Annotated in this window: 25 protein-coding genes and 1 pseudogene; 9 read left to right on the plus strand and 17 right to left on the minus strand. The window is 57.9% G+C overall.

Annotated features, from left to right (window positions below; all coding sequences use genetic code 11):
* Window positions 1–7: 7 nt before the first annotated feature.
* The 4 genes from hisH to hisD form a co-directional block, all read right to left on the minus strand.
* Entirely contained in the window at window positions 8–694 is a 687-nt protein-coding gene (hisH, locus tag ACZ41T_RS04065) for an imidazole glycerol phosphate synthase subunit HisH (protein ID WP_464923197.1), read from the minus strand.
* A gap of 61 nt (window positions 695–755) precedes the next feature.
* Window positions 756–1343, minus strand: coding sequence for an imidazoleglycerol-phosphate dehydratase HisB (gene hisB, locus ACZ41T_RS04070; RefSeq protein ID WP_464923198.1), 588 nt, complete (start codon window positions 1341–1343; stop codon window positions 756–758).
* 30 nt (window positions 1344–1373) lie between these two features.
* Window positions 1374–2438 carry a histidinol-phosphate transaminase gene (hisC, locus tag ACZ41T_RS04075; protein WP_464923199.1) on the minus strand — a complete coding sequence of 355 codons (1065 nt, stop codon included), beginning with the start codon at window positions 2436–2438 and terminating at the stop codon, window positions 1374–1376.
* Between the two features lie 13 nt (window positions 2439–2451).
* Complete coding sequence (gene hisD / locus ACZ41T_RS04080) at window positions 2452–3756, minus strand: histidinol dehydrogenase (protein ID WP_464923200.1); 1305 nt, start codon at window positions 3754–3756, stop codon at window positions 2452–2454.
* Between the two features lie 333 nt (window positions 3757–4089).
* Here hisD and infA point away from each other — a divergent pair, with 333 nt between their 5' ends.
* A complete protein-coding gene (gene infA / locus ACZ41T_RS04085) occupies window positions 4090–4350 on the plus strand; it encodes a translation initiation factor IF-1 (RefSeq protein ID WP_464923201.1) in 261 nt (86 codons plus the stop codon).
* 103 nt (window positions 4351–4453) lie between these two features.
* Here infA and ACZ41T_RS04090 read toward each other — a convergent pair whose 3' ends face one another.
* The 3 genes and pseudogenes from ACZ41T_RS04090 to ACZ41T_RS04100 form a co-directional block, all read right to left on the minus strand.
* Entirely contained in the window at window positions 4454–4765 is a 312-nt protein-coding gene (locus ACZ41T_RS04090) for a hypothetical protein (protein WP_464923202.1), read from the minus strand.
* Between the two features lie 11 nt (window positions 4766–4776).
* Window positions 4777–5316, minus strand: a pseudogene (locus tag ACZ41T_RS04095) (Mu transposase domain-containing protein); the annotation flags it as partial.
* 230 nt (window positions 5317–5546) lie between these two features.
* On the minus strand, window positions 5547–7097 hold the full coding sequence (locus tag ACZ41T_RS04100) for a transposase (protein WP_464921023.1): 1551 nt from the start codon (window positions 7095–7097) through the stop codon (window positions 5547–5549).
* Between the two features lie 435 nt (window positions 7098–7532).
* Between ACZ41T_RS04100 and ACZ41T_RS04105 the strand changes: the two genes are divergently transcribed.
* Window positions 7533–8624 carry a tellurite resistance/C4-dicarboxylate transporter family protein gene (locus ACZ41T_RS04105; protein WP_464923203.1) on the plus strand — a complete coding sequence of 364 codons (1092 nt, stop codon included), beginning with the start codon at window positions 7533–7535 and terminating at the stop codon, window positions 8622–8624.
* 401 nt (window positions 8625–9025) lie between these two features.
* Here the strand turns inward: ACZ41T_RS04105 and ACZ41T_RS04110 are convergent, their stop codons facing one another.
* From ACZ41T_RS04110 to ACZ41T_RS04135, 6 genes are all read right to left on the minus strand, one after another.
* Entirely contained in the window at window positions 9026–10081 is a 1056-nt protein-coding gene (locus ACZ41T_RS04110) for a tetratricopeptide repeat protein (protein ID WP_464923204.1), read from the minus strand.
* Entirely contained in the window at window positions 10065–10565 is a 501-nt protein-coding gene (locus tag ACZ41T_RS04115; protein WP_464923205.1) for an FKBP-type peptidyl-prolyl cis-trans isomerase, read from the minus strand. The genes ACZ41T_RS04110 and ACZ41T_RS04115 overlap by 17 nt, the downstream gene beginning before the upstream one ends.
* Window positions 10566–10571: 6 nt before the next feature.
* A complete protein-coding gene (locus tag ACZ41T_RS04120) occupies window positions 10572–10922 on the minus strand; it encodes a hypothetical protein (RefSeq protein WP_464923206.1) in 351 nt (116 codons plus the stop codon).
* Window positions 10923–11064: 142 nt separating this feature from the next.
* Window positions 11065–12936 carry an adenylyl-sulfate reductase subunit alpha gene (gene aprA, locus ACZ41T_RS04125; protein ID WP_464923207.1) on the minus strand — a complete coding sequence of 624 codons (1872 nt, stop codon included), beginning with the start codon at window positions 12934–12936 and terminating at the stop codon, window positions 11065–11067.
* Window positions 12936–13415: an adenylyl-sulfate reductase subunit beta gene (aprB, locus tag ACZ41T_RS04130; RefSeq protein ID WP_464923208.1), complete on the minus strand. Its 480-nt coding sequence runs from the start codon at window positions 13413–13415 to the stop codon at window positions 12936–12938. Before aprB ends, aprA begins: the two co-directional genes overlap by 1 nt.
* A 39-nt stretch (window positions 13416–13454) precedes the next feature.
* The gene (locus tag ACZ41T_RS04135; protein WP_464924021.1) at window positions 13455–14225 is read right to left on the minus strand and encodes an adenylyl-sulfate reductase; all 771 of its coding nucleotides are present in this window, start codon (window positions 14223–14225) and stop codon (window positions 13455–13457) included.
* Between the two features lie 19 nt (window positions 14226–14244).
* On the opposite strand from ACZ41T_RS04135, the gene ACZ41T_RS04140 reads away from it, so the two are divergent.
* Window positions 14245–14718: a hypothetical protein gene (locus ACZ41T_RS04140; RefSeq protein ID WP_464923209.1), complete on the plus strand. Its 474-nt coding sequence runs from the start codon at window positions 14245–14247 to the stop codon at window positions 14716–14718.
* A 110-nt stretch (window positions 14719–14828) separates the two neighbouring features.
* Here the strand turns inward: ACZ41T_RS04140 and ACZ41T_RS04145 are convergent, their stop codons facing one another.
* A complete protein-coding gene (locus ACZ41T_RS04145; protein WP_464923210.1) occupies window positions 14829–15446 on the minus strand; it encodes a SagB/ThcOx family dehydrogenase in 618 nt (205 codons plus the stop codon).
* A gap of 199 nt (window positions 15447–15645) precedes the next feature.
* On the opposite strand from ACZ41T_RS04145, the gene ACZ41T_RS04150 reads away from it, so the two are divergent.
* Window positions 15646–15894, plus strand: a complete 249-nt coding sequence (locus ACZ41T_RS04150) for a hypothetical protein (protein WP_464923211.1) — start codon at window positions 15646–15648, stop codon at window positions 15892–15894.
* A 63-nt stretch (window positions 15895–15957) separates the two neighbouring features.
* Here ACZ41T_RS04150 and ACZ41T_RS04155 read toward each other — a convergent pair whose 3' ends face one another.
* The gene (locus tag ACZ41T_RS04155) at window positions 15958–16464 is read right to left on the minus strand and encodes a 3'-5' exonuclease (RefSeq protein ID WP_464923212.1); all 507 of its coding nucleotides are present in this window, start codon (window positions 16462–16464) and stop codon (window positions 15958–15960) included.
* 328 nt (window positions 16465–16792) lie between these two features.
* On the opposite strand from ACZ41T_RS04155, the gene ACZ41T_RS04160 reads away from it, so the two are divergent.
* Window positions 16793–17740: an IS110 family RNA-guided transposase gene (locus tag ACZ41T_RS04160; RefSeq protein WP_464922210.1), complete on the plus strand. Its 948-nt coding sequence runs from the start codon at window positions 16793–16795 to the stop codon at window positions 17738–17740.
* A gap of 170 nt (window positions 17741–17910) precedes the next feature.
* Window positions 17911–19212 (plus strand): peptide-methionine (S)-S-oxide reductase MsrA, encoded by a 1302-nt coding sequence (msrA, locus tag ACZ41T_RS04165; RefSeq protein ID WP_464923213.1) that lies wholly within the window; start codon window positions 17911–17913, stop codon window positions 19210–19212.
* Between the two features lie 104 nt (window positions 19213–19316).
* Here msrA and ACZ41T_RS04170 read toward each other — a convergent pair whose 3' ends face one another.
* Entirely contained in the window at window positions 19317–19499 is a 183-nt protein-coding gene (locus ACZ41T_RS04170; RefSeq protein ID WP_464923214.1) for a type II toxin-antitoxin system RelE/ParE family toxin, read from the minus strand.
* Between the two features lie 91 nt (window positions 19500–19590).
* On the minus strand, window positions 19591–19863 hold the full coding sequence (locus ACZ41T_RS04175) for a hypothetical protein (protein ID WP_464923215.1): 273 nt from the start codon (window positions 19861–19863) through the stop codon (window positions 19591–19593).
* Window positions 19864–20181: 318 nt separating this feature from the next.
* On the opposite strand from ACZ41T_RS04175, the gene ACZ41T_RS04180 reads away from it, so the two are divergent.
* From ACZ41T_RS04180 to ACZ41T_RS04190, 3 genes are all read left to right on the plus strand, one after another.
* Window positions 20182–20370: a hypothetical protein gene (locus tag ACZ41T_RS04180; RefSeq protein WP_464923216.1), complete on the plus strand. Its 189-nt coding sequence runs from the start codon at window positions 20182–20184 to the stop codon at window positions 20368–20370.
* An 80-nt stretch (window positions 20371–20450) separates the two neighbouring features.
* Window positions 20451–20639 (plus strand): hypothetical protein, encoded by a 189-nt coding sequence (locus ACZ41T_RS04185; protein ID WP_464923217.1) that lies wholly within the window; start codon window positions 20451–20453, stop codon window positions 20637–20639.
* A gap of 222 nt (window positions 20640–20861) precedes the next feature.
* Window positions 20862–21197 carry a hypothetical protein gene (locus ACZ41T_RS04190; RefSeq protein WP_464923218.1) on the plus strand — a complete coding sequence of 112 codons (336 nt, stop codon included), beginning with the start codon at window positions 20862–20864 and terminating at the stop codon, window positions 21195–21197.
* The last annotated feature ends 181 nt before the right edge of the window (window positions 21198–21378 follow it).

Raw genomic sequence — 21378 nt, forward strand, 5'->3', positions numbered from 1 at the left:
GAAAAAATTAGGCGCAGGCAGCGCCGGACATGTCGCAGGCAGAATCGATCTCGCCCGGATTCCAGGTTACAAAATTGCCGAGCAGCGTCAAACCGTCATTCTGGCTTTTTTCGGGGTGGAACTGGACGGCAAATATATTCCCGGACGCCACCGCGCAGGTGAACGGGAAGGGGTAATGCGAGAAGCCCGCAATCACCTCGGGCGAGGTCGGCTGCACGAAGTAGCTGTGGACGAAGTAGAAGCGCGCGTCTTCCTCGATCCCCGCCCACAGCGGATGCGGGACCGCCTGGTGGACGTTGTTCCAGCCCATGTGCGGCACCTTGAGCTTGCTGCCGGCCGCGTCGACCATCGCCTCGTGCGGAAAGCGCTGCACGGTGCCGGACAGGATGCCGAGGCACGCAGTATCGCCTTCCTCGCTGTGCTCGAACAGGACCTGCATGCCCATGCAGATGCCCAGAAACGGCTTGCTGCGGGCGGCGTCGATAATGACCTGGCGCAGGCCGCGCGCGTCGATTTCGCGCATGCAGTCGGGCGCGGCACCCTGCCCCGGAAACACCACGCGCCCCGCCGCGGCAATCACCGCGGGATCGGAGGTGACCACCACGCTCGCCGCCGGCGCGACATGCTCGATGGCCTTGGACACTGAACGCAGATTGCCCATGCCGTAGTCGATGACGGCGATATCGACGCTCACAGCGCAGCTCGCTTAATCTGCGATGCGCTCACAGCGCAGCCATGTTTAAATTGAGGTGCGCTCACAGCGCACCTTTGGTCGATGGCAGTACATCGCCCATGCGTGCGTCGGCTTCCACCGCCATGCGCAACGCGCGGCCAAAGGCCTTGAAAATCGTCTCGGCCTGATGGTGGGCGTTGATGCCGCGCAGGTTGTCGATGTGCAATGTGACCCCGGCGTGGTTGATGAAACCGCGGAAGAATTCGAGGAACAGGTCGACGTCGAATTCGCCGATGCGCGCACGGGTGTAGTTGACGTGGTACTCCAGTCCCGGCCGTCCCGACAGGTCAATCACCACGCGCGACAGCGCCTCGTCGAGCGGCACGTAGGCGTGACCGTAGCGACGGATGCCCTTCTTGTCGCCGAGCGCCTGCGCGAAGGCCTGCCCGAGCGTGATCCCGGTATCTTCCACCGTGTGATGGGCGTCGATGTGCAGATCGCCCTCAGCCTGGATGTCCAGATCGATCAGGCCGTGACGTACGATCTGATCGAGCATGTGGTCGAGAAACGGCACGCCGGTGGCAAGCCTGGATACGCCTGTGCCATCGAGATTGAGGCTGACCGTGATCCGGGTTTCGAGGGTATTGCGGGTAACTTGTGCAGTGCGCATGGCGTTGGAAAATAAGGCTGTAAAAGGATTCTAGCAGTTCACGATGGCTTTCAACGCAACGAGCAGCGCGTCAATTTGTGCATCGGTGCCGACAGTGATGCGCAGGAACGGCGCGATGCGGGCCGGATTCTTGAAATGGCGCACGATGATGCTGCGCTCGCGCAAGCTCGCGGCAAGTTCGGCCCCATCATGCGACGGATGCTGGGCGAAGATGAAATTGGCCGTTGAGGGCAGCACCTCGAAGCCCATTTCGGCCATCGCGGATGCCAGCCGGGCCCGGCTGGCCATTACCCTGGTGCAAAGGGACTCGAAATAAGCGTGATCCTCGATCGAAGCCAGGGCGCCGGCCTGGGCCAGGCGGTCGAGTGGATAGGAGTTGAAGCTGTCCTTGACCCGCTTGAGCGCCTCGATCAGATGCGCCTGGCCAATGGCATAGCCGACGCGCAGGCCGGCCAGCGCATGCGATTTCGACAGGGTACGGGTGACCAGCAACTGCGGATAGCGCGCGACCAGGCCCACTGCCGATTCGCCGCCGAAGTCGATATAGGCCTCGTCGATGATGATGACCGAGTCCGGATTGCCGTCCAGCAGACGCTCGATTTCCGGCAGTGCCAGCAGGCGCCCGGTGGGCGCGTTGGGGTTGGGGAAAATCACCCCGCCATTGGGCGAGCGGTAATCGCCAACCCTGATCTCGAACGCGTCTGTCAGCGGAATCTGGCGATAGGCGATCTCGTACAAGCCGCAATACACCGGATAAAAGCTGTAACTGATGTCTGGAAACAGGATCGGCCGCTCGTGCTTGAGCAAGGCCACAAACGCATGTGCCAGCACCTCGTCGGAGCCGTTGCCGACGAACACCTGCTCGGCGGCGACGCCATGCAATGCAGCAATGGCCGCGCACAGCCGGTCGGAACCCGGGTCGGGATACAGGCGTAACGTGTCGGCAACTTCCGCACGCACGGCGTCCAGCACCCGCGGGCTGGGGCCGTAGGGGTTTTCGTTGGTGTTGAGCTTGACCAGCTTGGTCAGCTTCGGCTGCTCACCCGGCACATAGGGCGTCAGGCCGTGCACCACGGCACTCCAATAGCGGCTCATCGGAATAGCGGACTCACTTATCAATCAGACGATATTCGGCGGAACGCGCGTGCGCCTGCAGGCCTTCACCGTAGGCCAGCGTGGCCGCGATCCGCCCCAGCGTTTGCGCGCCGGCCTGCGACACGTTGATCAGGCTGCTGCGCTTCTGGAAGTCGTAGACTCCCAGCGGCGACGAGAAGCGTGCGGTGCGCGAGGTCGGCAGTACGTGGTTCGGTCCGGCGCAATAGTCGCCCAACGCCTCGCAGGTGTTCCTGCCCATGAAGATTGCACCGGCGTGACGCAGCCCGGGCAGCAGCGCATCCGGGTCGGCCACCGACAGTTCCAGGTGCTCCGGCGCGATGGTGTTCGAGATCGCCACTGCATCGTCGAGGTCGCGCGTCTTGATCAGCGCACCGCGGTTGGTCAGCGAGGTGCGGATCACTTCACTGCGCGGCATCTCGTCGATCAGCCTGTCGATCGCCGCCGCCACCTCGTCAAGGTAGGCCGCGTCGGGTGACAGCAGGATCGACTGCGCCATTTCGTCGTGCTCGGCCTGCGAGAACAGATCCATCGCCACCCATTCCGCGGGCGTATTGCCGTCGGCGATCACCAGAATCTCGGATGGGCCGGCGATCATGTCGATGCCCACGGTGCCGAACACGCGGCGCTTGGCCGCCGCCACATAGGCATTGCCGGGGCCGACGATCTTGTCGACCTGGGGCACGGTCTGGGTGCCGTAGGCCAGCGCTGCCACCGCCTGCGCGCCGCCAATGGTGAACACGCGATCGACCCCGGCTATCGCGGCGGCGGCGAGCACCAGCTGATTGTGCTCGCCGCCCGGCGTCGGCACCACCATGATGAGCTCACCGACGCCGGCTACCTTCGCCGGAATCGCGTTCATCAGCACCGACGAGGGGTAGGCGGCCTTGCCGCCCGGCACGTACAGGCCGACGCGGTCGATCGAAGTGACTTTCTGCCCCAGCACAGTGCCGTCGTCCTCGGTGTAGGTCCACGACGTCTGGGTCTGCCTCTCGTGATAGCGGCGCACGCGATTCGCCGCAGCTTCCAGTGCCTGGCGGGTGTCAGCAGGCAGGTTCTCGAGCGCGGCGCTGAGCTGCGCCGTGCTGAGTTCAAGGCTGGCCAGCGAGGCTGCCGGCAGGCGGTCGAAACGCGCGGTATATTCCAGCACCGCGGCATCGCCGCGTGTTTTCACGTCATGCAGGATCGCGGCAACCGTCTGCTCAATGGCGGCATCGGCGGCGTCGTCGAATTGCAGCAGGCGGGCGAGGCGTGCCTGAAAATCAGGCTGCGCACTATCGAGGCGGGTGAGCGTAACCACAAGATTCCAGCTTCAAATTAGGATTGCAATGTGATCCCAATTGTACCGTTATTTGGCGTTTCACCGCGTCCGCTTAGGTCTTTCAAACTGCCGCACCGCGCTCCGGCAGCAGGCACTGCCTTGCCAAGACAGGCCATCCCCCCCATACTGTCAGACGCATTAGTCTTTTGGTTTGTCCCTCCGGCCCCTTGCGGGCATCTTGTCGGCTCTCCTCATTCGCAGCCGCGCCGCGCAACCCCGGCGCGGCTGCCGCAGTTCCCGCTGAGACTTTCGCACACACCCACGCCGGTGCACGCTTCGTCGTGCCATCGGCCAAGCATGAGGAATCGAAACATGGCAAAAGAAGAACTTGTAGAAATGGAAGGCGTCGTCAGCGAAGTGCTGCCGCAAACTCGCTTCCGCGTCACCCTGGACAACGGTTTTGAAATCACCGCTTACGCCTCCGGAAAAATGCGCAAGCACCGCATCCGCATCCTGGCCGGCGACAAAGTCACCATCGAAATGTCGCCCTACGACCTCACCAAAGGCCGCATCAACTTCCGCCACAAGGACACCAACTCAGGTCCACGGCCGGCCGCCATGCAAAGACGCTAGAAAAGCGCTGAACAATTCAGTACGGCCGTCATTGCAAGCGCGACGAAGCAATCCAGCGTATTGATCAAGCGTGCATTTCCGCTGCGCTCCTCGCAATAACGAATTAATCAGCGCTTCCCCAGACCCAATCCTGCAGCGCAAACGCAACGTCCTTGCGCATCCGGCTGATCGAATCAAAGTCATTTTGCGGCGCCTGCCGCATGGCTCGCCGCAAGCGGCCACGCATGCCGCTTCGCCCTGAGCCCCTTGACGCACTCAGGACAGAGCCTGTCGAAGGGTTAATCCCAGATTGTTCATCAGACGATTTATCGCGCGCAGGGTGCACTCTGTGCACCGATTGACGCCCTTCCGGGCCCGTCGCCAGACCGTTCAGTTTCAAGGTGCATAGCTGCGCCAGGGTGGTATGCATCATCATCTTCGAATTCCTTATTGGTAGTAGTCAGGGCCACGCACGTGGACGTGCTCGGGACTGATCCAGTCGCCAGCCGTTGCCGGCGTGTTCTGATCGCGGCTGTTGGTCAGGATGTCGCGCACATGGCGGTACTGGCAGGCGCCGATCTGCAAGGCCAGCGTGGAGGCTGCCTCAAGCCGGGGCTTGCCGTAGCGCCTGGCCAGCGACAGCAGCCCCAGGCAGGCGCGGTAGCCGTGCTCGGGATGCCTGTTCTCCGCCCTCAGCCGCGTCACCGCCTCGGCCGCGGCCGGGCCGATGCTACGCCCCCAGTGGATCAGGTGCTGCGGCGTCCACTCCATGTGGACGCGATGCGCGGCCGGCATGTGCGCGGCGGTGATGGTGAAGCCGTCTTGCCGGCTATTGCGGGCGTGGCTGGCCACACGCTGCCCACGATGCATGATCTCGACCACCGCTGTCGTGACGCGCGCTTCCAGCACCTGGCCCGCCAGCGAGTGCGGCATGCTGTAGCGGTAGCGCTCCACCTCGACGTGGCAGTCGATGTGCGCCTTGACGGTCAATCCCGAGCGTGACGCCATCATAAAAACGCATTTGGCTGGTAGCGATATTCAACCGTTGACGCTGTAGAAAAACCCCTTTTCAGCCAAATTGGCGACGTAAAAAACGGCGTGGAATTTCCACGCCGTTTTCAATTCATGATTTGCAACTTACCGAACCGATTCGGTGGGATGTTCCGATCAGTCATGGCAGCATCTGATTGACGTAGTGCGGGCTGCCCGCCCCGTCCCTACTGCGCATACCCGTGATGCGCCAGCTTCTCGATGTTGTGCACCAGGCAGTAGAGCTTCCACTGCGCATCCACTTTCTTCTGCCCCCGCAAGGTGAAGCGGTTGAGCTGTTTGTTGTGCCGCAAGTTGCCGAACACCGGTTCCACCGTGGCGAAGCGTCGTCCGTATCGCGCCTGTCCTTCCGGGCAATCGATACGGACTTTCATCTTGTCGGTGAAGGACTCCGTGCCGTCAGCCTTGCCCTGAAAGAAACTCACTTGCCGGGTCTTGGTCCTGGTCGGCGTGCGTAGACACTTATCCCGTTGTGCGCACGGTACGCAGTCCTGCTGCGCGCCCTGAAATTTGACGGCAACGAAACCATTGATGATGCAATGGCTGCCGTTGCCGTAGAGTGTCTTGCCCGCAGGGCAAACGCAGGTCTGCGCGTCCATGTCATAGCGAAAGTCTGCGGGGCGATAAACAGCAGTCGGCTTCTTCTCTTTCTTCTGGCCGGATTTGTCGTGCAGAGGATCGGGGGCCTGCTTGTGTTTGTCCTGATCCTTGAAGCGTGGATCGCGTTGCCGCATACCGTTGTCGGCAATCAAGGCGTCCACTTCCAGTTCAGTAAGTTGCTTAAGGTTGGCTTCTGAGTGGTAACCCGCGTCCGCTGTGATGAGGCTGGCCGGGGTGATGAGTGGAGCATCATTCAATGCGACCTGGATGGCTTTGACCACCGGTACCAGCAGTTCCTGTTCGCTGCCGGTACCGTGGGCCTGCGCGTCCACGATGATCTGGTGACGGGCATCGACGGCGGCCACACCCGTATAACCCTGGATGACGCCTTTGCTGGTCGCCATCTTGGCGGATTCGTTGTCGGTGCGGTTGCTCTTCCGTATCGTGCCTTTGCTGCCCTTGCGATCATCGGGATGAGCGGTGAGCCATTGACGCAGTTGGGCGGCATCGGTTTGCAGGCGGCTGATGCGCTGGACTTCTTTCTGTCTGAGGTCGGCCTCGACCGGTTTGCTGTCCTCTTCCCGATGCCGTTCGAGCATGACGCGGGCAGCGGCTTCGAGCTTGGTGGCCTGGTGCTCGAAGTCGGCACGGGTGCCGCTCTTCTGTTTGCTGGCGTTGCTGGGCAGCTTGACGCCGTCGATGGCAAACATCTCGCGTCCGATCAAACCCTGCCGGTCGCACAGGTAGAGGATTTGGGTGAAGACGCGGGCGATGTCGTCGGCAAGCTTCGAGACAAATCCGGCAATCGTGGTGAAGTGGGGCTGGGTGTCGCCTGACAGGGCGATGAAGGTGACGTGGTCACGGCAGACTGCTTCAATGTTGCGACTGGAAATAATGCCCTGGCTGTAGGCAAACAGCACGACCTTGAGCAGCATGGCAGGCGGATAAGCCGCCGCACCGGTCGCGTCGTTGTTGAAGCGGGCATCGAAGCTGGACAGGTCCAGCTCGTGGTCGATGAGGTGATTGAGCGCGTGCTCGAAAGTACCGGGAAGCAGTTGCCGTTGCAGGTCGACGGCAAGGAAACGGGGGCTGGTGTCGATATGCTTGTAGCGCGCCATGCGGTCTGTGCCATCACAAAATCAATGCAGCGATGTTGATGCAGGCGGGAGGCTGGGGCAAGATGCGGGAATGATTATTTTTAGGGGCTTTTTATACAGCCTCGTTGGCTATATGACCGATGCAACAACTACCTTGACACGCGCCGGAACGTCGGCCGCACGCTACGCCCCTTGATGGGCTGCGTGCGTCCACTTTCTGGCAGGCCGCCTTATGCGTGCTCTCAGCCATGAGCAGTCATCTCAGTATTTCTCCCACTGCAAACGTTCGGACCGGCTTATCATTACATATGCGGACAGACAGCCTCGACGAACCAGCCATGAATCAAGCAGTTACTGCACATCAGCATGTTCTGCGAATTTTAATCATTCAGACCGGTCGGTCTGTTGGAGCACGGCTATACATAACTTGCTCTTAGCTGAGCCAATCCGTACACCATGAGCTCAAACCTCGACGAACACGACACGCCGGCTCGGTGTAAGTCACTGGGCGAACGCTCGCTCGCAGAACTGGCCGGCATGTCGCCCGCGTATTTCGGTATGGTCATGGCGACGGGTATCGTCTCGCTCGCCGCTCACCTTCTGGCCCTGCCACGCATAGCGCAAGCGCTGTTGTACCTCAATATCGTCGTCTACGCTGCGCTGTGCCTTCTGACCGTGCTGCGCATGGTTTGCCACTCTCGCCTGTTCTTCGGTGACATGATCGATCATCTGCGCGGCCCTGGGTTCTTCACCACTGTGGCCGCGACCAGCGTCCTCGGGGGCCAGTTCGTGTTGCTCGCGGCTGACTATCGCGCGGGCACCGTGCTCTGGGTGGTGGCGATCATGCTCTGGATTGGGCTGACCTACACGATCTTTACGGGCTTCACCATCAAGGAAGATAAACCGACCCTCGACAAGGGGATCAACGGTGCCTGGCTGCTCGCAGTCGTGGCGACACAATCGATAGCGGTTCTCGGTGCGCTGCTCGCTGCCCACATCGATCAGCCTGGGAAGTTGGAGATGAACTTCCTCGCGCTCTCGATGTGGCTGTGGGGCGGCATGCTGTATATCTGGATGATGTCACTCATCTTTTACCGCTACACTTTCTTCCGGCTTTCTCCCGGTGATCTGACACCACCGTACTGGATCAATATGGGCGCAATGGCGATTTCGACCCTGGCCGGATCGCTGCTCATCATCAACGTGTCCGATGCGCCTTTCCTGACCTCGTTGCTGCCGTTTATAAAGGGGTTTACGGTTTTTTATTGGGCGACAGGCACCTGGTGGATTCCCATGCTGTTGGTGCTCGCCCTATGGCGCCATGTGTACAAACGCTACCCGATGAAATACGACCCTCTTTACTGGGGCGCGGTTTTTCCCCTCGGCATGTATGCGGCCAGCACCGACCGGATGATCGAAGCGATGGGGTTCGATTTCCTGGGGTTCCTGCCGCCAGTCTTTCTATACATCGCGCTTGTCGCATGGACGGCAGCATTTATCGGATTTTTCCTGGACCTGCTGCGCCGCGTACGCACATTTGGATCTTAGGTAGTCGGCCCTGCAAAATTCATTTGACGCCGCCATCAGCAACGCCAAGCGAGAGCCCTGCCGCCGGATGAGCTTGCTGGAGAGGATTCGTGCGCAGGAACGTTGCCAACAGCGCCAGAAATAACGGGCGCAGCAAGAATCCGCTTCAGGCGGGCGCGGAAAGAGTTTTGCAGGGGCGACTAAATAGAACTCACGCTTATTCAATGAGGCATTTTTTGATATATTTTTGAACGGTTACTACCATAGAAAAATAGGTGACGGTCACCAGCGCGCGCAAATATGGGGAACCGTCGCCAAGACAATCCGATTCTATGCGGATATTGGTGCGCTTATTAATGTTGAATATCAGCTTTCCGAAAGGACTTGACCGGTAAATATGTAGTGCCCCGCGTCTTGCTTGACTACTGCGCCCGACTGACTTCCAGATCATTGCCACTCAATGCTTCCACCATTGAGAGTGCATGCGCCAGCTGTTCTTTGCAGTGTTTTAAACAGAGTGGCTGGCAGGCGCTTTGAAATAATTCGACAATCAATTCAAAATCATCCGCAGTTTCTTGCGCAATGGCTGAATCTTTCGTTAACTCGGCCAGCACGCCACGGGCAGTCGCGATGTTTACCCGACACATTACGGCCAGATGAATCGGCAATTGCTGCTCCTGACACACCAGCAATGCTTTCTCGTAGGCTCTTATCGCTTCTTCCAGGCGCCCGGTATTCTCCTCCGATTCGCCTAAATGATGTAGTGCGGCACCGCGATTATTATGGGTAGCCACTAACTCCATGGCATGATTGTCCGCATCGAATACAGCCAGTGCATTTTTGTAGGCGACAACGGATTTTTGTAAAGTGCGATTACCTTTAAGAAGCATGCCATGCGCATGTAAAGTAGCACCCAGTTGATGCATGGTGGTTGCCCATTCCAGCGGCATCTGTTCCCGTGTCCATACCAGTAACGCGCTGGTATAGGCATCAGCGGCTTGTTTCAATAATTTCGGGTGACTCAGTTGCCTGCCCAGCGCTTGGGTTGCAGTGCCCAGGCCATATTGGGCTGTGGCCCAGGCCACAGGCGCATTTGCCTGATCCAGTTCTTCAAGCGCACTGTTAAACGACTGGACTGCCTTTTTATACAATTCCTCATCGCGGTGCCGTTGTCCCAATGCAGCGAGTAGATTACCAAGATCGACCTGTGTCGCCGCCCAATCCAAAGGCAGTTGCCCTCGGGTTTGCTTGGCCAGTTCAGCCTCGAGTAGCGCGCGTGCATTTTCGAATATATTTGAACCGTAACGGCGCTGCTCATAATTGCCGCGCGTGTGGGTAAAGTTATCCGGCACGGTTACTCGGGTATCGGGGTCAGATTTTCCGGCTATAGGCTCGGAAGTTAAGCTTATAGCGCGCGTAATGGCCCGTTCCAGCACCTTGTTGTCTGGATAGAAAATATAATTATTTGAGAATTTCATGGATGTCCGGGTCGGCACCCACAGCGCCACCGATGTCTATCTCTTCGTCAGTGGCGTCGCGAACTGTCAACACTTCAAGCGTAAAAACCACATCTCTTCCGCAAAGCGGATTATTCCCATCCACGGTCACTGTCTTGTCATCAACCCGGGTTACAATAAAGTCTCTGGGCTCACCTTTTGCGTTTTCCATCGTGATGGTGATACCGACCTCCCGGTAATCCTCCGGCACATTCTCAATTTGATCGACAAAAACAAGGGATTCATCTCTGGGCCCGTATAATTTGTCACAATCAATCGGCAGGTCGATCGTGTCGCCGACCATTTTGCCCTGCAATTCAGACTGCACTTGTTCGGATAAAACATCATTGGCGCCATGGACGTAGCCCAAAGGAAATTCAATCGTGGAGAGGACAATACTGGTTCGTTTATCAACAACCCGGTAGTTTAATTCTACAAATTTATTGTTTTGTATGGTGTCGGACATGGCAAGTTAAAATATAGTTGCCCCGAATATTCTTACCTTGTCTTTCTCATAACCCAGGACCAATCTGCCCAGCCATTCGCCTTCCATTTTGGTGTTTTTTTGTTTGTAAAGCACCGTGACATGTTCGCCACGGCGTATCATGCCGAGGTAGACAGCGTCACTGGACAGGTTTTTTGTCAGTTGGGACCTGGCAAATTGTTTACCCATTTCTATCTCGTTTGCACCCCGAAGCATTTCGGCGGAAAAATGTCTTGTAAACGCACCATAATTCTCTTCATTTGAGTATTTAATAAGGTCGGCCCACATGGGATTGGCAATCTTTAATATCTCTTCATCACTCTGATCAATTATATTCATGACAACGCTTCATTAAGAGACATTACGTATTTCCCAGAATCTCTATCGGAGCAATGTTTTCACTCACAATAGTCAAAAAAAAGACCAACAATTACAGGCCAGTCTTTTTTATGTAACAGACACCACACTCACACCGTTTAATTTACTCTTCGTCATCACCAACCAGATGATAGCAAGGCGCTTTCTCCATTGTATATTCCCCGGTCTTGCGGTCACGATGAGAAACGGTTAATACATGCCAGTTTTCGTCATCCAGCTTCATCGCATCACCACGGTAGTAGTAGCCGGGCCAGCGCGTTTCCTTGCGGAATAAAGTATGATGGAACACACACTCGGAAGTACGCGTGCGGTGTTTTAATTCCCAGGCACGCAACAGCTCGTGTATATCTTTTGCTGCGACATTCTCCAGGTCTTCCTCAAGCAGTTTGATCTTCTTGAGGCCGATATTCAGAAGTTTGTCGTTAGTCATGTAGTTAACGCCAAAACCACCACAATATTCATCCATCAGTTTCTGCAAGCGATCGAGGCCCTGTCTTGGGTTGATGAAGTTGGGATTAACCGTCCCTGCAACGACTTCGTTACTGTACACGGTATACGTTTCCAACGGCTTGTAAATCTTGGCTTTAAGGTCGGTAATTTGCTTGTCTGAAACCACTATGCCTTCGGCCTTGCCATCGTCAATGTATTGACAGGCCGCTTTTGCCGCCAGCCGTCCTTCCGTGAAAGAGCCGGATGAGAATGCGTGAGGTGTGCCGCCAATGGCATCCCCGGCACCGAACAAACCTTCAACGGTCATCATGCGGTTGTAACCCCAGAAATATTCCGGAGGGGAAACATCTTCAGGGCCTGACGCCCAGCCACCGCACCCCGTGGCGTGCGAACCCATCACATAAGGCTCGGAGGTTGTTAATTCAGGGTTTTCATATTTTGGGTCGACATTGGTTGCGGCCCACAAAACCGCCTGGCCAATGGTCATGCCCAGGAAGTTTTCCCAGCCCACTTCTTCCAGGTGCGGATCCTGGAAGGCTTCCATGGTCACCATGTAGATAGGACCGCGACCGGCATTCACTTCGGAAATAAATGCATGGTTACGCAAACAGGTCGGGATCGGCCGGTGGGTCCTGTGCGACGCTTCCGGATCCAGATATTCCTTGCCTACCATTTCCTGCAGTTGCGGAAACCATTTGGATTCGTACTCTTCACCGTTACCGTTTTGCGTATAGGTCTTGAGGTGCAGGAAGTAGGCGCCCACCGGACCGTAACCGTCCTTGAACCGTGCCAGTACGATGCGGTTTTCCATTTGGGTCATTTTTGCGCCGGCTTCAATCAGGAGCCCATAGGCGGAGCCTGATGACCACGGCGCATACCAAACGCGACCCGCCCCTTCACCGACCGAGCGCGGCTTGAAAATGTTCGACGCCCCCCCAGCGCCAACGATGACGGTTTTGGCCTTGAAGACGTGATAGTTGCCGGTACGCACATTGAAACCGACAGCGCCGGCGATGCGGTTTTCTTTCGCTTCATCGAGCAGCAGGTGCGTGACACAAATACGGTTAAACACCTTGTCGGCTGATTTCTTCGCTGCTTCGGCCACGATAGGCTTGTATGATTCGCCATGAATCATGATCTGCCATCGCCCTTCACGTAGATAAGCGCCAGTCTTGGGATTTTTCATTATCGGCAAACCCCACTCTTCAAACTGGTGCACCGCTGAATCAACATGACGGGCCATATCGAAGGCCAGATCTTCACGAACCATACCCATCAAGTCGATACGTGCATATCGGACGTGATCTTCCGGATTGTTCTCGCCCCAGCGGGTGCCCATATAACAGTTGATCGCGTACAGGCCTTGGGCGACCGCGCCGGAGCGGTCGATATTGGCCTTTTCCGCAATAACGATCTTCTTGTCGCGGCCCCAATACCTCGCCTCATAAGCAGCACCCGTACCGCCCAAGCCTGCACCCACGACAAGAATATCGATATCGTCTTCGTAAATTGTCTTGTAGCTCATTAGTAGTAGACCCCTTCCTTGAGTTTCAAGCCGGCAGCCTTAAGCGTATGTAAGCCACCATCATCGAAACGGATATTATTCGGCTCAAAACACAATAACTGGCTGTCTCGTATTTCCTTGCCTGGCTCAGGCAATTCAGCAAGTTTCGGAATTGCCGAACCCCAAGGTTTGGTCGTAATAGGCGACAGGAAATTCTTTTCACGTCCATCCCTGAACGTTATCTTCCAGGCAATTGTGCCTTTCTCTTCTTCGCGCAGGACGCGGACACTGTGCCCAAGTGGCGCAAAGTCGGCATAGCCACGTACATCGATCGCGTTCTGAGGACATGCCTTGACGCAGGAGTAGCACTCCCAGCACATGTCGGGCTCGATGTTATAGGCACGTCGGTGTGTTTCATCGATGTGCATGATGTCAGATGGGCAGATATCCACGCAGTGTCCGCAACCATCACAACGGGTCATATATACGAAAGTTGGCATATTCTCGCTCCGTCCTTGTCTAATTAAATTAGATAAAAGCTAGTAGTGGTTGGGTCTTTCACGTTTGATACCAAGCCCCATGTTCAAGGGTGCGTCTTTCAGCAATTCCATCGAATGCCTGTCCCTATCCCTGGGATTTGTTCTGTCAGCCATTTCAGGCAAGTTCTCTCTCGAGCCATCGGCCCGGGTAACCCGTTTCTGAAAAGCGGCGGCTGGCTTAAAGAACATGTGGGCGAATTTGGACCATAGAACGCTGCCAAAAAGCATGGTGCTGGAGACGATGAACAAAACAAAGAACAGGGTGGGCCATCCGGCAAGGCCTTGCGACTGGGTAAACGACCAAATTAATCCGAACGTCGCGGTCGTGAGCAGCGAGACGATAAACAAATCCGCACGCTCGAAGCGATACCACGAAAGGCCTTCCGCAGACACATCAACGCGGATAAAAAACCAGAACCAGTATCCACCCACGCAAAGCATCAGCGCACCGATATGCCAGAGTTGCGGCAGGATGGGGGGGGTAGGCGTCGCCGGCGTTGGGTAGCCAAAAATCATAATGACGGTAGTCACGACGAATATGATGAAGCCGTACATGGTCAACAGATGCGAAAGCCTGCGCCTTGTATTACAGAACTCGCCAGACGTGAGCACTTCGTTCGCCAATACCTGAATTGCAATCGATGCTTTTTCGCCGGTACCCACCGGCCGTTTTGCGCGTTTTTTCGCTTTTTTTGCATTCTCGAAAAAATACTGGGCGCTTTTCTTGTGAACCATGTCAAGTATTGTCCCGCCGACCACCAGCAGGACCATCAAGACGATATAACCCTGCATGATTGAGGGGGATATCGACGCCGAAAGCACGGAAAAGGGGTTGCTTATGAACATTGCGTTGTCCTCAAGTATTTTGGTCGCCAGAGTGCGTTTACAACCAGATCGCCATCGAGTACAGAAAAAACGGATCAACTCAAGTCTAGAACATAAATGGGCAACGGCAACGGTGGGGTCGCAACACCTTGCACACCCCGCGTCCGGGCGAAACAGCAGCCCGTGCTTCCTGCAATGGGACAGTGAACCTCAAAGCCATCTTCCCGGAACGCACATGGTCAACGAGGCCGCGCAGCTGGCGGCCCGGAAAAGCAAGCAACGAGGACACGGCCGCAAGCGGCTGAAAGGCGTGCAAAATAAATGCCAGGACAATCGATCCCGAAAGACTTCAAACAGCCCCGCAGCCGTTTCGGCGAATGGGCAGTGGCCCACACCAAGTCCGGCAGGCGGAGGGTTCAGCGAAGCCGGCGGCGGCTAGCCGAAAACGCTCTGGATCAGCCAGATCAAACCACCGGCAAGAGTCAGGCAGATCAGGCAGGCGAGCAGGATCTTGACGGATTTTGGCATCTGTTATCGGCTTGTCGTTGGCTATCTGGCGCCGCCGGCCGGATAGCCAACGGACTGCGCGAGGATGATGCGTCGATGGCGGCCCAGTCCCAGGGTTGCGCCCAGGGCATCGCGATCAACCAGGCCGCGTACCACCGCCGCCAAACCGGCTGACGCGCAATACAGGTACACGTTCTGGGCAATGAAGCCAGTGTCGGTCGCGCTGTAGAACACCTTGTCCTCCGCGCTGGCCTCGCTCATCCGGTCCAGGTCGGCCACATACACCAGGTTCACCGGTGCGGCGGCCACAAAGTCCTGCACGCCCGTCAGAGGGCGAATGTCGCCAGTCGCCACGCGTATCAGGGTATGGGTGGGTGGGTCGTAACGATACGCGCCGTCTGCGGTGGTCACGACCACATCGATCTCGCGCCAATCGCGGGCCGAAGGCGCGGTGCGCTGGCCCGACGCCGGCCGGTTCACCCCGCTTGCCGCCCACAGCAGGTTCGACAGCACCTGCGGCGGCAGCGGCTTGCTGTCCAATTCACGCACCGAGCGCCGCGCCTTCAGCGCCTGCATCAAGGACATGCCGCCCTCCGTTTCGGGCGGCGGCAGCTTGATCGCCCCGCTTTCCTGCGCCAGTCCCGTTCCCGTCATGTTCATAACAATCCCTCCATATCATCACCCGCCCAGCGTCGATTTTTCCCACGCAGAGAACGCGCAGTCCTTATCAATCTAGACCTGTAACCATGCGGGGCAAGCCCTCGTCTTCGGCCGGCCTGTGACCCGATGCCAGCTGATCTATACAAATAGTGTCGATGCAGAACGCCTTGTTTCTTGATTTCACATGAGGAGAACGACGATGGCTGTTGTGAATATTGGTCACTACTATGCCGAGTGGATGCCCTCCGGCTCGCCCGACAAACCCGGCCGCGGGCGCATCATCCTGCGCAGCGCTACCAACTTGGGCTCGGAGGACTACCGCAACCTGCGCCACATGCTGCAGACCGGAAAGCCCGTGTTCCGGGACAGCGAAGCGGGCTGGCTGCGAACCGCGCATCCGCAGATGCACAATGCCGAGCCGGTGGGGGAACAGGAAGGAAACGGATAAGCACAGGGCTCGGCATTGCGTCCGGCCCCGAACGCGAGCTCACTGCAGGCTGGAGACGAAACGCTATGCCCCATGGCGCCACCCGCCCGCCTGCGCTGCCATCACGATCCGCGCGCACGCTTCGGCATCCGAATCCGCCTGGTGATGCCGCAGATCGATGCTCAGATGGCGACACACATCGGGCAGCTTGGTCGGGCGAAGATCCCAGCACGCCCGTGCCAGCTTCACCGTGCACACGAAAGGCAGCGTCGGCGCCGCCAGACCGTAGGTCTCGCAGCAGGCGCCCAGTACGCCCTTGTCGAAAGGCGCGTTGTGCGCCGCCAGAAACGCCACCCCCGCCAGCTCGCGTGCCAATCCCGCCCACACCGCATCGAAGCACTGCGCGCCCTTCACGTCATCCCACGACAAGCCATGGATATGGGTAAACAGAAACTGACGCGACGGTGGGCGGATCAGCGCCGACAGACGATCGACGATGCGACCGCCCTCGACGATCACCACCCCCACCGCGCACGCGCTGTCACGGGCGTTGTTGGCAGTCTCGAAGTCAATGGCGGCGAAGCGGGTCATGGGTGGGTTGTTCGGTCTTGTATAAATATTTGTCAGGAATCGTCGCGATGCGCGACCTAATCCTTCTCAGGAAGGTCTAATTAATTCGATACTGCTGTCATCCTATGCTTGCGCCAACTCGTTTTGAATAGGATATTCGAGACGAGCCAGGAGAAGGGTCTGAAGCCGAAGTTGTCATGAGTCGTTCGAGGCTGTTCGCAATGGTGGTTGCCCTTCTCCGCCCTTACTGATTCCGGACAGTTCATTGGGGCGTGACCCCGCATTCAGGATGGATGGAAAGTGTAAGTGGCTGGTTTTTCATACATTTCCAAGGATTCAGGGGTGATTGATGATTGTAGGCATTGATATCAGCAAGAAATGGTTTGATGCGGCCTGGCAGGTGGATGGTCAGGGCCGGCATCAGCGCTTTGAGTACACCGATGAAGACATCGGCCAGTTGTTGGCGCAAACGCCCGAGGCGGCACACTACGTGATGGAAGCAACGGGAACCTACCATGCGCGCTTGGCGCTCAGGCTGCATGAGTCGGGGCGGCGAGTGAGCGTAGTCAACCCGCTGGTCATCAAGCGCTTTTCCCAAATGCAGCTGTCACGGGTAAAGAGCGACCGTGCGGATGCCGAGTTGATCCGGCGCTATGGCGAACAGCAGCCCTTGTCGCCCTGGGCGCCCGCCACGGATGAAGTACTTGAATTGCAGCAGGCACATGGCTGGCTGAACGACCTGATCGGGGAGCGCACCCGGCTGCTCAACCGGCGCGAAGCCCATGCCCACCACGCCAAACCCAACGCCTTCGTCATTTCGCAGATGGCAGCGCAGTTGCAGCAACTGGACGGACAGATCAAGACATGCGAACGGCATCTGGAGGTGATGGTAAAAAAGTCTTTTACCGAGTTGTTTGAGCGGCTGCTCACGATTCCCTCGATCGGCGCCAAGACGGCGATCGAGCTGATCATCGTGACGGACGGCTTCAGGCGCTTCGAGGACGTCAAGGCGCTGTGCGCCTATATCGGGGTGAGCCCGACGACATTCCGCTCGGGCAGCTCGGTCAATGGCAAAGGCGGGATCGCCAAGCTGGGGCAGGGGCGGATGCGTCAATTGCTCTACCTGTGCAGTTGGACCGCGAAGACCTGCAATCCGGCCTGCAGGGCACTGTATGCCCGCTTGAAAGCACTGGGCAAGCCGCCGAAGGTCATCAACGTCGCAATTGCGCATAAATTGTTGAGGCAGGCCTTCGCGGTGGCAACGACCAATGCGCCTTTCTCGACAGAATATGCTTGACGAGAAGCACAGTTCATTGCGAGCGCAATGCGGCAATCCAGCGCATTGATTAAGTAGGTATTTCTGGATTATCGCGTGGGTCGGCAAGCCCGGTCTACGCCCCGATCATAATGAACTGCAACCAAAACGAGTAATCGCCCATGTTTTCAACCCGAATTCTGCAAGCCCTCATGCTGACCCTCAGCCTGGGCACCCTCGTCAGTGCCTGCGCCAGGGAGGCTCCCGCCACGCCCGCCAAACCGGCGTCGAGCGGCCCCGCCGTCCAGCTCGACACCATCGTGCTGGGCATGGGCTGCTTCTGGGGCGCGGAAAAGCGTATGTCCGAGGTGGCGGGGGTGGTCGATGTGGAAAGCGGCTATGCCAACGGCGACATCGAGGGCAGCTACAAGGCCGTGCTCGCCCACGAGCGCGCCGTGCGTGCCGGCAAGACCCGTCAACGCAACCATGCCGAAGTGGTCAAGGTGAGCTTCGACCCCGCCCGCACCACGCTGGAAACCGTGCTGATCAAGTTCTGGGAAAGCCACGACCCGACCCAGGGCAACCGCCAGGGCAACGACATCGGCAGCAACTACCGCAGCGCCATCTACACCCATGGTCAGGCCCAACAAGCCGTCGCCCTGAAAACACGCGCCACCTACCAACAGGCGCTGACCAAGGCCGGGCGCGGAACCATCACCACCGAAATCGCCCCGCTCGAAAACTACACCGCCGCCGAGGACTACCACCAGGACTACCTGAAAAAAAACCCCAAGGGTTATTGCGGCCTGGGCGGCACCGGCGTCAAGTACCCGGGCTCGAACAGTGTCGCGCCAACTCCGCTGGCCGCGCCCCAGCTGGACGGCAAGGCCCTGGCCTTCGAGCGGCAACTGGTGATATTCGAGGCGGAGGACTGCGCGTTCTGCAAGCAATTCAAGGCCGACGTCCTCGACCACTGGAAGTCTCCCGTTGCCGTCACGCGCACGCTCAACCCCAACGCGCCCACCGGCTGGAAGCTGGAAAAGGCCTTGTTCGCCACCCCCACCATCGTGCTGTTCGAGCAAGGCCGTGAGGTCTCCCGCTATACCGGCTACAGCGGCGAACAGACCGCCTTCTGGAAGTGGCTGGGCTTTCGGCTGCTGACCCCCGCGCAGCAGAAAATCGCCTTCGAGCAGGGCACCGAGCGTGCCTTCACCGGATCACATCTGGACGAAAAGCGCGCCGGCACCTTTGTCGACCCCATCACCGGCGCGCCCCTGTTCCGCAACAACACCAAGTTCGAAAGCGGCACCGGCTGGCCCAGCTTCTTCGACCCGGTGGAAGGCGCCATCAGCCTGCATGAAGACAGCGGCCATGGCATGAAGCGCGTCGAAGTGCGCAGCGCCAGTTCCGGCATCCACCTCGGCCACGTCTTCGACGACGGTCCGCCACCCACCCACAAGCGTTACTGCATCAACGGCGACGTGCTGAAGTTCGTGCCCGATGCAGGGCAATAAGAAGATGCCACCACGGCTCATTTATGGCTTGCAGCACGCACCGGCCATTTTTTGAAACCCGAAACTGAACTGATCCCCCGTTCGTTTTTCTACCCAGCTCCCATTCACCCGTACACCTCGTCATGGCTGCCGATATCGAGCAGCAGGATTTCGTGCTCAGTGATTTGCAGCGTCAGGGTGATGTGGTCGCTGTAAGCCAGACTGACGGCCTGCATGCCCTGGAGTTTGCCGGTCAAGGGATGCAAACGCAGGCTGGGTTCGAAGGGATCGGCGCGTAGTTGCGCCATGGTTTCAATGAAGCGGGGTCTAAGGTCGGAGTGCCTGGTCAGAAACATCGAACATGGCGCTCGAGAAATACCGTGGCGGCCAGCGTTCAACTCATGCCGCCGGTTCGTTATCCAGGTGCCGCATCAGTGCTTCGACGCTGTCGTGGCGGGTGACGCGGCCGGCTTTGGCATCTTCCAGCGATACCTTGATACGGGCCAGTGTGGCTTCTTCCTGGGACTCGATCAGTTCGCGGTAGCGCTCTTCGGTCAGCACCACATATTGCGGGCGGTTGTTCTTGATGATGTACACCGGGCCTTGGGTCAGGACTTCATCCACGGCGGCGATGCCGCGACGCTTGATTTCCTGGGCGGGGACGACGTTCATGGCTGCCTCCTGTACTTTAATGGGTACCAATTAAAGCTCCGTATAGAGTATCTGTTGGAAATTTGCCTATCACTTTAGGGAAGCACTGATTAATTCGATATGGCCGTCATTGCGCAGCGAAGCAATCCAGCGTATCGATTAAGCGGGCATTTCTGGATTGCTGCGTCGCTGCGCTCCTCGCAATGAATTAATCAGCGTCTCCTAGGCTCTTTCACCGTTATTTGTTGATATTGGTCAGCCCTGATAAGGGTAGAGAAAGGCTCTCGCCCTCCCCTCCCGCCGAACCGCACGCACGGTTCGGAGTACATCAACCGCCATGTGACTAATCTGCTGGAGAAGCTTCTGATTGAGCAGACCAAGTCGCGCTTCCGGCAGACTAACGACAACGCACTGGGGGAGAACAAGAACGCATCAACGGTGAGGAAGCCTCTGGGCTACAGTCACATCCCGCAGCATCTGGCGGACGTGGTGAATGCATTTACCGCCGGGGGCTGTCACCGTATCTGAATTTCCACCGCCCGTGTCACTTCCCGACTGAATTTACCGACCAGAAGGGCAAAATCCGCAAGCGTTACCGCTATGTGGACATGATGACGCCTTACGACAAGCTCAAGTCAATGCCCGAGGCCGGAAGCTACCTGAAACCCGGTGTGACGTTTGAACAAATGGATAAAATTGCCCACGAATGCAGCGATAATGAAGCCGCCAAACACCTGAACTCGGCACGGGCTAAACTCTTTCAACTGATTAACAAATCCCGACAACGCGCCACCTGAATCAACGCTATTTGCCCCCGCCGCTCAGGCTCATGTCCGGATTGGAAAATACTGGCGGCGATCGCCGCGCCCGCATGCGGTTGTAATTTACCAGCCCAATCGCACGGCTGGCGGTTGACTCCCATGCCCGATGCGGCTAACTTTGCGTCAGCATTCAACCTGCTAGGGCGTGCGGTTCAACGCCCCCCCTGAAAGCCATACATAACTCGAGGAGATAAAACAATGTCCAAAGTTTTGCTTGCCCTGACTTCTGCCGCCCTGCTGGGCCTGTCTGGCTGTGTCGGTACGGAAACCAAGCCGACCGAAACGGCCCCTGTGGCCAAGACCGGCATCAGCGCCGAAGCGCAGGCAGCGCTCAGCGCCGCCCAGGCTGCGGTCAAGGATGCCAAGGCCAAGAATGCGCTGTGGACGACCGCCAGCGACGCGCTGAAGGCTGCCGAGGCCGCTGCCGCCAAAGGCGATAGCGACACGGTGATCAAGCAGTCCAGACTGGCCAGCGACCAGGCCAAGAAAGGCCTGGCCCAGCTCAACTACCCGATGCTAAAAGTCGGCGATTAAGCATCGGGAAGCACTGATTAATTTGTCATTGTGAGGCGTGCAGCGACGCGGCATACGATTCCACATGGGCTTCAGCCCACATTGGATCGGAGTTCTTCAGGGCAATCCAGAAATGCCCGCTTGGTCAATACGCCGGATTGCTTCGCTGCGCAATGACGGCCATATCGAATTAATCAGCGGT

It is taken from the genome of Thiobacillus thiophilus (assembly GCF_055378705.1).

Coding starts and splice junctions, on each gene's coding strand:
- ACZ41T_RS04160 (WP_464922210.1), top strand. CDS start 16,793: ATGATTGTAGGCATTGATATCAGCAAGAAATGGTTTGATGCGGCCTGG.
- hisC (WP_464923199.1), bottom strand. CDS start 2,438: ATGAGCCGCTATTGGAGTGCCGTGGTGCACGGCCTGACGCCCTATGTG.
- ACZ41T_RS04115 (WP_464923205.1), bottom strand. CDS start 10,565: ATGTCCGACACCATACAAAACAATAAATTTGTAGAATTAAACTACCGG.
- ACZ41T_RS04150 (WP_464923211.1), top strand. CDS start 15,646: ATGGCTGTTGTGAATATTGGTCACTACTATGCCGAGTGGATGCCCTCC.
- ACZ41T_RS04170 (WP_464923214.1), bottom strand. CDS start 19,499: ATGGCGCAACTACGCGCCGATCCCTTCGAACCCAGCCTGCGTTTGCAT.
- ACZ41T_RS04145 (WP_464923210.1), bottom strand. CDS start 15,446: ATGAACATGACGGGAACGGGACTGGCGCAGGAAAGCGGGGCGATCAAG.
- ACZ41T_RS04105 (WP_464923203.1), top strand. CDS start 7,533: ATGAGCTCAAACCTCGACGAACACGACACGCCGGCTCGGTGTAAGTCA.
- ACZ41T_RS04155 (WP_464923212.1), bottom strand. CDS start 16,464: ATGACCCGCTTCGCCGCCATTGACTTCGAGACTGCCAACAACGCCCGT.
- ACZ41T_RS04100 (WP_464921023.1), bottom strand. CDS start 7,097: ATGGCGCGCTACAAGCATATCGACACCAGCCCCCGTTTCCTTGCCGTC.
- ACZ41T_RS04110 (WP_464923204.1), bottom strand. CDS start 10,081: ATGAAATTCTCAAATAATTATATTTTCTATCCAGACAACAAGGTGCTG.
- ACZ41T_RS04120 (WP_464923206.1), bottom strand. CDS start 10,922: ATGAATATAATTGATCAGAGTGATGAAGAGATATTAAAGATTGCCAAT.
- ACZ41T_RS04175 (WP_464923215.1), bottom strand. CDS start 19,863: ATGAACGTCGTCCCCGCCCAGGAAATCAAGCGTCGCGGCATCGCCGCC.
- aprA (WP_464923207.1), bottom strand. CDS start 12,936: ATGAGCTACAAGACAATTTACGAAGACGATATCGATATTCTTGTCGTG.
- hisB (WP_464923198.1), bottom strand. CDS start 1,343: ATGCGCACTGCACAAGTTACCCGCAATACCCTCGAAACCCGGATCACG.
- aprB (WP_464923208.1), bottom strand. CDS start 13,415: ATGCCAACTTTCGTATATATGACCCGTTGTGATGGTTGCGGACACTGC.
- infA (WP_464923201.1), top strand. CDS start 4,090: ATGGCAAAAGAAGAACTTGTAGAAATGGAAGGCGTCGTCAGCGAAGTG.
- ACZ41T_RS04185 (WP_464923217.1), top strand. CDS start 20,451: ATGATGACGCCTTACGACAAGCTCAAGTCAATGCCCGAGGCCGGAAGC.
- msrA (WP_464923213.1), top strand. CDS start 17,911: ATGCTGACCCTCAGCCTGGGCACCCTCGTCAGTGCCTGCGCCAGGGAG.
- ACZ41T_RS04090 (WP_464923202.1), bottom strand. CDS start 4,765: ATGATGATGCATACCACCCTGGCGCAGCTATGCACCTTGAAACTGAAC.
- ACZ41T_RS04190 (WP_464923218.1), top strand. CDS start 20,862: ATGTCCAAAGTTTTGCTTGCCCTGACTTCTGCCGCCCTGCTGGGCCTG.
- ACZ41T_RS04135 (WP_464924021.1), bottom strand. CDS start 14,225: ATGGTCCTGCTGGTGGTCGGCGGGACAATACTTGACATGGTTCACAAG.
- ACZ41T_RS04140 (WP_464923209.1), top strand. CDS start 14,245: ATGATTGAGGGGGATATCGACGCCGAAAGCACGGAAAAGGGGTTGCTT.